The 12,108-nt window shown below is 42.0% G+C and carries 10 protein-coding genes; 2 read left to right on the top strand and 8 right to left on the bottom strand.

The genetic code is table 11. The features are described 5' to 3' along the window. Positions 1-74: 74 nt before the first annotated feature. A complete protein-coding gene (locus SWP_RS21180; RefSeq protein WP_020914731.1) occupies positions 75-1,406 on the bottom strand; it encodes a M16 family metallopeptidase in 1,332 nt (443 codons plus the stop codon). 322 nt (positions 1,407-1,728) lie between these two features. Here SWP_RS21180 and SWP_RS21185 point away from each other — a divergent pair, with 322 nt between their 5' ends. Next, on the top strand, positions 1,729-2,415 hold the full coding sequence (locus SWP_RS21185; protein WP_020914732.1) for a PilZ domain-containing protein: 687 nt from the start codon (positions 1,729-1,731) through the stop codon (positions 2,413-2,415). 19 nt (positions 2,416-2,434) lie between these two features. On the opposite strand, the gene SWP_RS21190 is transcribed toward SWP_RS21185, so the two are convergent. The 5 genes from SWP_RS21190 to SWP_RS23120 form a co-directional block, all read right to left on the bottom strand. Next, complete coding sequence (locus SWP_RS21190) at positions 2,435-3,397, bottom strand: hypothetical protein (RefSeq protein WP_052634193.1); 963 nt, start codon at positions 3,395-3,397, stop codon at positions 2,435-2,437. A 342-nt stretch (positions 3,398-3,739) separates the two neighbouring features. Further along, positions 3,740-3,982, bottom strand: coding sequence for a methyltransferase domain-containing protein (locus tag SWP_RS21195; RefSeq protein ID WP_143711219.1), 243 nt, complete (start codon positions 3,980-3,982; stop codon positions 3,740-3,742). Positions 3,983-4,289: 307 nt separating this feature from the next. Then, complete coding sequence (locus SWP_RS21200) at positions 4,290-4,673, bottom strand: methyltransferase domain-containing protein (protein WP_052634194.1); 384 nt, start codon at positions 4,671-4,673, stop codon at positions 4,290-4,292. A gap of 523 nt (positions 4,674-5,196) precedes the next feature. Next, positions 5,197-5,553, bottom strand: a complete 357-nt coding sequence (locus SWP_RS21205) for a hypothetical protein (protein ID WP_228371089.1) — start codon at positions 5,551-5,553, stop codon at positions 5,197-5,199. Between the two features lie 129 nt (positions 5,554-5,682). Beyond that, positions 5,683-7,230, bottom strand: coding sequence for an EAL domain-containing protein (locus tag SWP_RS23120; protein ID WP_020914737.1), 1,548 nt, complete (start codon positions 7,228-7,230; stop codon positions 5,683-5,685). Between the two features lie 487 nt (positions 7,231-7,717). Between SWP_RS23120 and SWP_RS21215 the strand changes: the two genes are divergently transcribed. Then, positions 7,718-9,829, top strand: coding sequence for an EAL domain-containing protein (locus SWP_RS21215; protein WP_044556581.1), 2,112 nt, complete (start codon positions 7,718-7,720; stop codon positions 9,827-9,829). Positions 9,830-10,046: 217 nt separating this feature from the next. Here SWP_RS21215 and SWP_RS21220 read toward each other — a convergent pair whose 3' ends face one another. Together SWP_RS21220 and SWP_RS21225 are read right to left on the bottom strand one after the other, a co-directional pair. Then, entirely contained in the window at positions 10,047-10,649 is a 603-nt protein-coding gene (locus SWP_RS21220; RefSeq protein ID WP_020914740.1) for a tRNA-uridine aminocarboxypropyltransferase, read from the bottom strand. Positions 10,650-10,823: 174 nt separating this feature from the next. Then, a complete protein-coding gene (locus SWP_RS21225) occupies positions 10,824-12,026 on the bottom strand; it encodes a multidrug effflux MFS transporter (RefSeq protein ID WP_044556582.1) in 1,203 nt (400 codons plus the stop codon). Positions 12,027-12,108: the final 82 nt, after the last annotated feature.

Genomic DNA, 12,108 nt, shown 5'->3' on the forward strand with positions numbered 1-12,108 from the left:
ACTAGCAAGTTGCTTTGTTTTCACGACCAAAGGCGCAGAAGCTGACAATCTAGTGACTCCGTTGATTAATGTTTTCATTCGTCAGTCTCCTCAGTAGCAGCCAGTACAGCAACAGTTCTATTTGAACGCTTTAGATAAGTTTGCGCCACACGTTGAATATCCGCAGGCGTTACTTTGTTGTACTCTTGAGGTGCATTAAACAACTTATCGTAACTACCAAAGAACAGCTCATAGGTTCCTACTGTATTGGCCTTACCATTAATCGTTTCCATCGCATGATAGAAGCCCATCAATTTGATGTTTTTAACTTTTTCCAACTCTTGCTCAGTGACACCTTCGCGACCGATACGGTTGATCTCAGCGATCATACCTTTCTCAAGTTCGACTGCTGTTATACCTGGATTCGCCACTCCCATCACATAAAATAGGTTCGGGTCGAAAGACATTGGCATGTAGGTTTCAACTTCAATTGCCACCTGCTTATCAACTAAGCCTTGATACATTCGTGAGCTGTTACCAGTGGTTAAAATAGACGACAATAGATCAAGTGCATAGTAATCAGCATTTGAAGTTGCTGGCACATGGTAGCCCAACATTACATTAGGTGTGCTCACCGACGCTTTTTGAACATAGACTCTACGCTCACCTTTCTGCAACGGCTCAACGGTTTTCACTTCTCTTGGAGGAGCTTGCGCTGGAATAGGTGCTAAATATTGGTTTGCCAAACGCTTCACTTCGGCAAGTTTTACATCGCCCGCAATCACGACAACGGCATTGTTAGGCGCGTAATAGGTTTTATGGTATTGAACGAGATCATCCAATGTCCATGCTGCAATGTCTGACTCATGACCAATCACCGACCAGCTGTAAGGGTGCGCTCTAAATGCTGCGCCTTTCAGCTCTTCTTGTAGGTTGCGCCAGTTAGAGTTTTCAAGACCTGTCAGACGCTCTGATGCGACTACACCGCGCTCACTTTCAACCATTTCAGGGTTAATATCGAGATTTTCGATACGATCTGCTTCTAAATCAAAAATGGTTTCAATCGCATTGGCTGGGAACCAATCTGTATATACAGTTAAATTTTCAGTGGTGTAAGCATTGTTTGCACCACCAGCCGCTTCCATGGTGCGGTCAAACATTTTTGGGCCATATTTCTTAGCACCATTGAACATCATATGCTCAAAAAAATGAGATATCCCAGTGATGCCTGGCACCTCATTACGCGAACCTACTTTCCAAAATAGGTACATATTAGCGTTAGGGATCGAGCTGTCTTCTAACACCATTATTTTCATGCCGTTATCCAGAGTAAAACTCTGAATATCTTTGGCTTCCGTTGCCTGCACAGCAGATGCTGTAAATAGCATGCCCACTGACAGTAACAATGCCTTTGTATAGCGCTTCATTATTCGCTCCTTGTTTGAGCACTTATGTCGTCATTACAAAAAATATCACTGCAAATAGCAGTTTTTATTATCTAAATGACCTAATTCAGCTGATATAAAAAAGCAATTCGTGCTGAAAATCAAATTTGCTTATCTTTTATTTGTAACGTTCCGTAAACACTTTGATACTTTTGTTAATTCAAATGGGCATCCTGCCATTTATCTAACTCTGAGATTCAAATCATCAAGCTGTCAATACGACTAAAAAATATTCTATAAATATCAACAGCAGCAACCTTTTATGCTAGTTTGAATCAAAGGATCCTTAAGCAACGGCCTGACTATGCCAACTGAAAATGATTTTAATGCGCTTGATAATTTAACCTGTAGTACTGAAGTGCATCTGCAGATCCTGACTCCAACACAAGCCATTCGCTTACGCAGTAAACTCATTGGTGTGGATTCAGGCCGATCTATCATTCTTGCTCACGGCAACGATAAAGCTTGGGCTGCTGCCACTCCATTTATTAGGGAGCGACAGAGCGTGATCATGCGAGTAGTAAACAGCGATGAACAGGATGCTAATATTCTTGCCTTTAGAAGTAGTATTCAAAAAGTCATTACCGTTGTTGGCCGTTGGCTTATCATTGATTACCCTAAGGCTTTACAAACAGTAGCGCTAAGGCAGCATTCTCGAATCCCCATCAACGTAACAGCAAGTTTAATCTGTAGAACAAGCAATGCCGTGGTTTCTCAAGGCGATCTACGTGATATATCCATAAAGGGTGGCGCCTTTGTCGGTGAGCAGATAGAAGGCTTTGAGCTTGATAGCCAGTATAAACTGCAAGTTAGGCTTGATGAACAAAATGAAACCATTGAAACCTTGGTCACTTTGAAAAACCAACAGGAAGCTGAAGGCCAAGCAGAACAGATCCAATATGGGCTGATCTTAGAGGCTGATCATGAAGAAGCTGAAGTGATGGTACAAAAAGTGATTTTGCACCACCTTCTACAAAATCCAAAAAACTAACTTTTGGATAAAATAGTATTCACTGCTGCATTAACACTTGCTCTATCTTGAACAGAATTTTAGGTGATTTAAGCTCAGTTTCTTCGGTAACTAATAGGGCAAAATTATCAGCAATAATCTCTTCAGGGTGAATAATATAGTTGGTATTACGCCCCACTTGCTTAAAGAAACCTTTAAGATCAGGCACTGCAATGATTTCTGCTTGCTGCGGGTCATAATCAGCTTTACTCGCCTGCTCCTCCTTGCCTACAATGACAAACTTAAAGGTTAAATAATCAAAAAACTCACCACCTTTTTCGGCATCATATTGCTCAACGTCTGAATATAGGATTGGTACTACCCACACTAGCTCGCCTTTATATTTAACTTGTATTGCAAAGTCATTTACCGGCGCATCTGGATTAGTAATCTTTTGCTTAGCCAAGTTGGTTGGAAATTCTATGTCACCGATATATTCATAGCCTATTGCTTGATATAGCGCTTGCTTGATCTGCGGGTTATAACGCGAGTATACATGCAGTAGCTCATGAGCTATTAGCCTAGGTAACCCCTGTTTTTTCGCCAGTTGTCGCGCTTGTAGAATAATAGCTTGGCCTCGGGTATAAGCCGCTCCGCCCTCTTCCAACCCAGTGGTTTTAATGAATTGAATAGGATCGGGTAAGCTCACTTTTAGTTCTGCTAACTTAGCGCTAATACTGTTAAATGCCTCGCTAATGATCCGTTGTTCTTCCGGCGTCCAATCTAAAGTTTGCTGAGCTACAAAACCAAGGTAATCACCCTTTGACTGAGCCGTACCTTGTTTCATCCTGGCATCGATATCAAACTGGCTCACCCGTTGAACAAAGTCATCATTCAATGTCAGTAAATTGGTTGCTTCAGTTTTACTTAAAAACTCTATGTTGTAGATTGGTTTGGCTTGCACTATGTGACTAAATAGCAACACAGCGATAAAGCAGCTGAAAAGAGAAATTCTATTTAACATATTTAAATTCCAATAGATTAATAGCCACTCTGATTCAAAATTCATTTATCAAAGTCAGCTGAACGGGAACAGATTTAAATCCGTTTGGTAAAAAACACTACGTCGGTGTCGATAATCTCTAACGTCCAATTATATACCCGTTCTACTTGAAGGTGCTCGTTTCAGAGGCATTGTGCCAGCTCAATTCTAGGCGCATTAATGTAGAAATGGTTATTCCCTTTTAAATTAGTGCAACAACGAAGTGGGCTGGCACAAAGCCTTCGGCGATGGGCTTTAATGGACTTTACTCAGTGTTATTGATTTTACCAAGGGAATGACCATTCGTTGCAATCAATGCCGTGATTAAAGTCCATTAAATTCCCACTGAATCCTGCATCTCCAGGTAGAACGGGTATAGTTGTCAGCAATCCACTTAAATGTCTCTATTGAGTAAAAGCAGATATGTGTTAAGTCTCTCTTATAGTGCCATTGAGTAAAAGCGGCCTTATCAATAACCCGCTTAGTCATCACCACTAATGTTGCTCCAGGTTTGAGCAAACTATCCAGCTTTCGTAATAATACCAATTGCATTAAAAGTTTGTCCATTCAGCGGGAATTCAAAACGCTGCAGGCAAGTAGTAGGGTTTGAGCTAATAGTTATTCTCGGCTCTGGCATCCTGCTTCGCTCTCGATAATTGCTCCTGCATTATTCTACCTTCGACCATCCTTGGTCTCGTACCTCCTAAATCTGACCGCCAAGGAGGGCCGGAATGTCTTATTTTGTATGGAACAAAATAGACCATTTAGTCGTATATCCAAATCCCATAGCGAAGCATACAGCGTTTGCCAATTTGTTTAACCTCAGCCGCACTACGTGAGCCCCTCAGTCTTTCCACTTCTTCTTTGCATTGGCTTAAAAGGGAATAACCATTTCTTTACCAATGCGTTTTGAATTGAAAAGACTGAGGGGCTCTGAACTGCTCAAATACTTAATGCAATTGGTATAACACAAAGCACCAGCAACGTGTCCAATGACTTCGGTTGTAGTCACAAAATCATATTGCTGTTGCAGCAACGCCATGTCATTACAATAATACGGGTCATAATTGCTGATCTGGATATCTGATTCAGCAGCGATAACACTGATAGTTGGCCCTGGACCACAGCCAAAGTCTAATCCTTGATCTTGGCTAGCGAGTCGTGAAAATAGCGGTACTAATGCGCGAGAAAGAAATTGCCTGTAACCCATGTCTGACGCGCTGTTCTGATGATAATTGTAAATAGCCTTTTCATCCATCACACTTTAATGGAACTTTGGCGGAACAAAAACTAACTGGCATGTCTTACAGCGCAGGTAATGCCTATACCCATCCCACTTGAAAATGCTCGTTTCAGAGGTGTTGTGCTAGTTCAATTCTAGGCGCGTTAACGTGGAAATGGTTATTCCCATTTAAGTTGCCGCAACAACGAAGTGGGCTTGCACAACCCCTTCTTCGATGGGCGTTTCTTATATAATTTACTCTGTGTTATTGATTTTACCAAAGGAGCGACCATTAGCTGCATTCAATGCCTCGCCTACATGGCCTAGTATGTTCCTGACATGCTAGAGGCATTCCCTCCATCCCTGGAGGTCAGATGTAGGTGCTTAGGTTCAGCATGGAGCAATGAACCTGTGATTAAAGCCCATTAAACTCCCACTGAATCCTGCATTTTCAGGTCGGATGGGTATAACATTGTCTCTATCATATAACTCCGAATTAGCACATCCACACAAAGGGCACTGTTCCACACCGTTCTCCCGTTAGGCTCAGAGATATTGGTTATAAAGGCTCCGGTATTTTCCGCTCTAGCTTAGCAGCCTCTTTGGCTTCCCTTAAGTATTTATCTTCTCTAGATTCTCGTTCATCGAACTGCAGCTGAGCTTTCTTTCTTTGCTCGGTTTGCCAATCTCTTTGTTTCTCTTTGGCGAGCATCTCTTTTTCATGCTCAGCTGTCTTATTGGCAGCATCCCGTGCTTTTTTCAACTGCTCTTGCTCGATTGTCAAAGAACGTGCCTTTGCTTCTTCGGCCTTATCGACTAGCATCGCCAGGTCACTTTTGTCATTTGCCTGTAGGTCTGCGCTTAACCCAAAAGCAAGTAGTAGGAGAACAGTCATTAATACTTTAGCTAATGTCACTCATCATTCCTTAAATAGCAATCAGACAGCTAGCTAATGCTACCTTATACCAGCTGCATAAAATATCGGCTTATTTAGTCATTTTCCTGCCGACCTTTATCATCAAGCAGTCATTACATCCGAATTGTATTAGTTTTGTTTCGATAACCAAAAACGCACAAACTCTTCAGCAGGCAAAGGTTTCGAGAAGTAATAGCCTTGATGCAAGTGAACTCCCCTAGCAAGTAACGCTAAGGATTGCTTTTGCTTCTCAACACCCTCAGCAATCACTTCCATCTCTAAAGTCTTAGCCATCTGTATATAGGCATCTAGCACGGGTGTGTTATCAGGCGACAACACTAAGGTATCAACAAACAGTTTATCAATCTTAAGAATATCGATGTTTAACTCTTGTAGGTATGAGGCTCCCCCATAACCTGTTCCCGCATCATCAAGTTCAATCATTACCCCAAGTGCTTTCAACCGCTCAAGATGTTGGTTTGCGACCTCTAAATTTCGTAAAGGCAAGCGCTCCGTAATTTCCACTGCTATCTGCTGAGTAGGAAAACCAGATGCTGCTAACAGCTCTACATGACGACAAAAATCTTCTTGCTCAACTTGCTCAGGAACCAGATTCAAACTGCATCTAAACCCACCATCACTTGCAAATATTGACTTTAAATCTTCGGGGATCTGCTCAAGCATCTGTATCGTTAGTGGATTAATTAATGCGGTACGTTCGAGCTCATCGATAAAGCGAGCAGGAGAGATCACTTCTCCATTAGGTCTTAGCCAGCGAACGAGCGCTTCGGCTCCAACTATGCGACCTGTCGCTGCATCCATAATAGGTTGGTAAAAAGCAATCAACTCCCTTTGACGAATAGCCCGCTTTAATCGCTGCTTAAGAGACCGCTCTGATCTTTTTAGTAATTTAAACAAATAAGCACATAAAAATGCCACCAACAATGACACAGGTAAGCTAAATACCACGCCGTTTTTCATCATAACCAAGATACGATTACGGTTTACCTGAGAAGCAACATAGAAAGGGTAGCGATCACTTTCAATTCGAATCGTCGTGATTAAGCCTTCCAACGGTTGTCCCATTGAGTAAACCAAACTGTCATTATTGAGCTTAATCTCGACATGTCGACATTTTGTACAGTCAGGTTCAAAAAAAGCGTAACCATCATCAAGCGTGATACGAATAGCGCTGGTATTCCTCTTCCCTGTATAGCCAAGAAACAGGCTGCGGCTATCCTGTTGTTTCCAGTTATAATTGAGTACCGCAAGTGGGAACTGCCGATTAACTTCATCAAGCAAAATTAGGTTTTCAAAATTACGATCTTTTTTCGCAACGACGATCTCACCAACCACCGAACAATAAGTAAACCTCTTAGCCTTATTACTCCTAACGAAAAACAGTCCACCGTTGAAATGATGCAGTAAAAAACGCTCTAACTCTGCCCGACCTTTATCATCACATCTCTCATAATGCAGTTGTTCAACTGCAAATATATTACGCATAGCATAGTTAAGTTTATGCTCTACATAATTAACCATCTGTTCAGCATCTGAGGTTACTTCTAAAGTCACTCGCCAATATGCAACAGCATACGACAGCAGCATCATTAATGAGAAAGCACCAATGAAAATGCTGATGATTGGCAGAAAGAGTTTGCTTCGAAATTGGCCCACGAATCACCTCAAGATTGTTGAATCTATTCCAGATTACCGTAATCACCCGCCAGCACCCAACATTAACTTAACAAAAGTTACAGCTTGAGCTTAAGCTGTGGGCCCGCTCACGAAACTAATTTGATGCGTCATGCCTTTTATCCAATCACTGTATATGTTTGTTAAAAGCTCACCTGCAAGGTATTGCTCAAGCGGCGATAAAAATTAGTAATATGTCATCAAGTATCAATCCAATTAGCTTGGTAACACCTAACTCTAATCAAGTAATTAAACAAGTCGACAAAAAACACAAACTTGCTTATTACGTAGCATTTTTATGATCAAAAACTGATTTTATACGAAAATTTGTTACAACAAGTTTGTACAAAGCGTCAAATAAAGGTATTTTTGACACTTATAGAACAAAGTATCTAAAACGCTAGATTTATTCACTTTTAATCGGTACTGACGATTAGAATAATGTTATGAAGGAAAGGGAAAAATGAATATGCAAAAGTGGTCAGAGTTATACTCTCACCTGACATCTTCCACCCCTTCTCTTTCCGAGCAACTTATTCAACTAGGTAGTGCAGAGCCACCTTCGGCCTTGGCTATTGTAAAAGGTTACCATTTTCTTGCTGCCAACCAAGCAACCTTAAGTTACTTCGAAAGTGTTGAACAAAATTTTGTCCATGCAACCCCCTATGATTTTTCTCCTAGAATACAATCATCAGGTAGAAATAGTGTCGAGCACGGCCAACAAAAGCTCCGCGAAGCCGCTAAAGGCAATATAGTCGCCTTTAACTGGCTACATATTAGCCAGCAAGGGAACGAGCTACCGACCAAAGTGACCCTTTACCCTGTAAAGCTTAGAGATGAAGATGTCATCTTGATTCAATTTACCCCAATGGATAGAAGGGGCAAACGTCGCACTCGCTCAAACAATGGCTTTGAAGGGCTCCCGAAAGAGCTAATGTCGATAACACTTGAAGATAGTGCAGAAGCTGTATATATCACTAATGAAGACCATCGAATCTTGGCAGTAAACAAAGCCATGTGTCGTATTTGTGGTTATAGCGCTGAACATATGCTCGTCAAAACTCCCAAGGAACTTGGCCTTGAAGCAATGCTCAACGACACTCTCAACGCTAACCCTCTAAAAGAAAAAGGTAACTGGCAAGGCGAAGTCTGGAAGTATCGCTCAGATGGCTCAAAGTTCCCCGCTTGGCAAAGTTGCCGTCGTATTTATGCCGATAACACAGTGTACTTCGTCAATTTATTCAGTGATATTAGCGAGAAAAAACGACTCGAGGCTAAACTCACCCAGCAAGCTATGTACGACAAACTAACCGGCTTACCCAATCGATTTCATCTTATCAAAATTCTTAATAAGGCGATTGAAGATATTAAACAGCACAGCAGCATGATTGGTGCTTTAATGTTTTTAGATCTCAATGGCTTTAAAAATATTAATGATAGTTTTGGCCATGCAACAGGCGATAAGGTTTTGCAACTAGTAGCGGCAAGACTAGAAACTTGCTGCCTAGAAGACGCTGAGATAGCTCGGCTCGGTGGCGATGAATTTACCTTAGTACTGCCAAAATGTAAGAACAAGCAGGAGATCGAAGCCTTCTCCGATCTGGTGCTTTCTTTGTTTGATGCGCCATTTGAAATCGATGGCCAGAAATTTTACCTCAGTACCAGTATTGGAATATCACTATTCCCACAACAGAGTCACGAAGCAAATCAATTACTGAGTATGGCTGACACAGCGATGTATTCCGCTAAGAAAAGCCCGAACCATATTCGCTTTTACAACGCTGCAATCAGAGAAGCTGCTGAGAAAAAACTTCATATACTCAACGACCTGAGGCACGCTCAAAGCTTGAGGCAATTTAGTTTGGTTTATCAGCAAATTGTTGATCTTGAATCCAACGAGGTGATTGCCGTTGAGGCGCTACTGCGTTGGCAACGTAGCAACGGCGATATACTGGAGGCCAGTGAGTTTATTCCTTTGCTGGAAGAGACTGGCTCTATGGTCAATGTCGGACTCTGGGCTCTCGAGCAAGCCTGTACCCAGATGGCTCAGTGGCATACTCAGTACAATAATACACTCAAAATCACAGTTAATATCTCGACATCACAACTGGAACACCCAGATTTTGTATCAATGCTCACCAAGGTACTACAACAGACCCAATTGCCATCAGATAAACTGATTATCGAAATTGAAGAGTCAGCCTTGATCCGTAAACCAGCCATGATGTCTGCAGTATTAAGTGAACTTAAACAGCTCAATATCGGCATAGCCATCGATGATTTTGGCGCTGGACTATCTTCATTAAGTCGATTAGGCAGTTTGCCAATTGATTGCTTAAAAATTGACTCCAGCTTTGCACAACGATTACATGAGCCTCAAGGAAAAGAGCTATGCAAAGCCATGGTGCAGTTAGCTCAGACTTTGAATATCTGTTATATCGCAGAAGGTGTCGAAACCAAAGAGCAAAAAGAGTTGTTAGCTAAGATGGGGAATGGATATGGCCAAGGCTACCATTTTGGCTGGCCTGCAACGGCTGATGTGTTTGCAACAGAATCATTATGTCTGCTAAAAAAAGCCTAACTTAAACAGTCACAATGAGATAAAACACATGGAAAGATGGCTGCATCAATCACCTGAAAAAATTCAGTGTCGCCCCCTGCAAAAGCTGTGAATGAGGCAGCCTCTTACGTTAGCTAAAATAGCTTACATGTCTATTAAACCCTATATGTCACTGGATTAGCGTGACCTAAATAGACTTTTATTGACTAATAGATGACGTGATTCACAAATTCTACTTCTATTTATTCTCTCTATATCGTGCCCGCACATCGACAGGCATAGAAGCCAGCCTTTGCTCGACTAATGCTGCCAAGGCATCAGTCAATGGCGTCACATCTTGCTGCGGAGTTATCACTTTTAACATCATCGCACTCGCCTCTAAAGTCGATAAGCTATCACTGCGACTTGCTTTGCGGATGGTGTAATTAGAGGCTGACTCTAGATCTAGGTGTAGAGCAGGAAAATCCGCTAACCACGGGTTAAGCTTCAGCAACTTGTAGGCTTTTCTCCAGGTACCATCTAATAGCAAAAGAATCACCTCTTCATCCAGTGAGCTGCTATTAGCTAATTCACTGCTTTCTGACGGATAAACTAAATAGACCTGTTTTTTAGATTCAGCTAAATATAGTCTTAATGCAGAAAAATCCTCCGCAGTTTCACCTACAAAGACCTGTGTTTCGGGGATCACAAGCTCCATTAAACGCACGCTATTTTTGGCATGCCCTACTTCACTAGGATCTTGCAACACGATCAACTCAGTTTTTACCTGCATTCTTCTAATACAGGCACACAAACATGCTTTTAATGGGTAATGGCACGTAGGACAATCTGGACGAGACAAGAGTGTAAACCTTTTTCATTCCGCTAACTTGGTAATGCTTAGTTTATACCAATTCACTATGGTCTATCATTAAGCTTCACGCAAAAAAAACCTGCATAGACGGTTATTCTATGCAGGTCAAAGGGTGTTTAAATGTTAGCGGTTAACTTGATCTAACTGTAATTTTAAAGTCGTTTAATAAGCGTGTTGCTCTTGATGCCAATGGTCGAAACGGGACATAGCCATCATAGTGAGCAAGGTGATCGCTAAACCGCCCATAACTAAAGCCACAGCATAAGGCGCTGGAATACTGGTCTGTTGCACTAGGCCTGTCAGTAGCGATGCACCACTCATCTGAATGAAACCTAACATCGCAGTAGCAGTACCCGCTCTTTCACCAAAGGCAGATAACGCCATACTTGTAGCAGGCCCTAATAACAACGCAAAGCCAATACAGAGCAACATCATTGGCAACATAAAGCTAAATGCCGCTGCTAACCCCGTTTGAGGGCCGAATATCTGCACTAGCACTTCGGTTGTCGCTGCAACTAGCATTAAAGCCAGTGCGAGTATAACCGTCGGACGATTACCTAGCTTTTTAATCACCACTGGAGCTGCAAAACAAGCAACTATATTAACCGCAGCGTTAAGGCCGAATAAGCCACTAAAGGTCAATTCTGACACGCCAAGACGATCTATTAGCCAAACAGGAGCATAAGAAACGTAGCTTAAAATTGCTGCCATACCTGCCATACAAGCAAAGGCATAGAATAAAAAGTGTGTTTCAACTATCACTGGTTTATACCGAGCCCAACGATATAGTGGGCCCGAACTGACTGTATTTTTAGGACGAGTTTCTGGCAGACGATAGCCGACAAAAACTAGGATGAGAATAGCGTACAGCGTCATAAAGACAAAGGTAGATCGCCACCCAAATTGCAAGGCTAGCAAACCACCCAGCGTTGGAGCTAATGCTGGAATGACACATATCATGCCGTTAAGGTAACTGTAGTAGCGAGCCCCCTCTTTCGGAGAAAAGCAATCACGCACCGCACTAAAAACTACAATCGAGGTTGAGCAAGCAGCCAAACCTTGTAATACACGAGCAAACTGCAGCCATTCAAACTCAACGGCTACGGCAGCCAACATACTACTTGCTGCATAAAGAATAATACCGCCTAAAGCAACAGGTCTTCTACCGTATCTATCGGCTAAAGGACCGATCAATAATTGCCCGGTACCCATGGCAAATAGGAACAACACCAAAGTCGACTGGATTTGGCTAGCAGAAACCGAAAAATCTGCCGCCATGGCAGGCATGGAAGGAAGGTAAATATCGATAGCCAAAGGACTAAGAACCACCATCGACATTAAAATAGGTAATAGGTTACGACGCATCATCTTTCTCAACTATTGGAAACGTGACTATATTAATCAAACTATGGTATGAACAGAAATGACATTATTTCCATAATGAATT

Source organism: Shewanella piezotolerans WP3, assembly GCF_000014885.1.
Taxonomy (GTDB): Bacteria; Pseudomonadota; Gammaproteobacteria; order Enterobacterales; family Shewanellaceae; genus Shewanella; species Shewanella piezotolerans.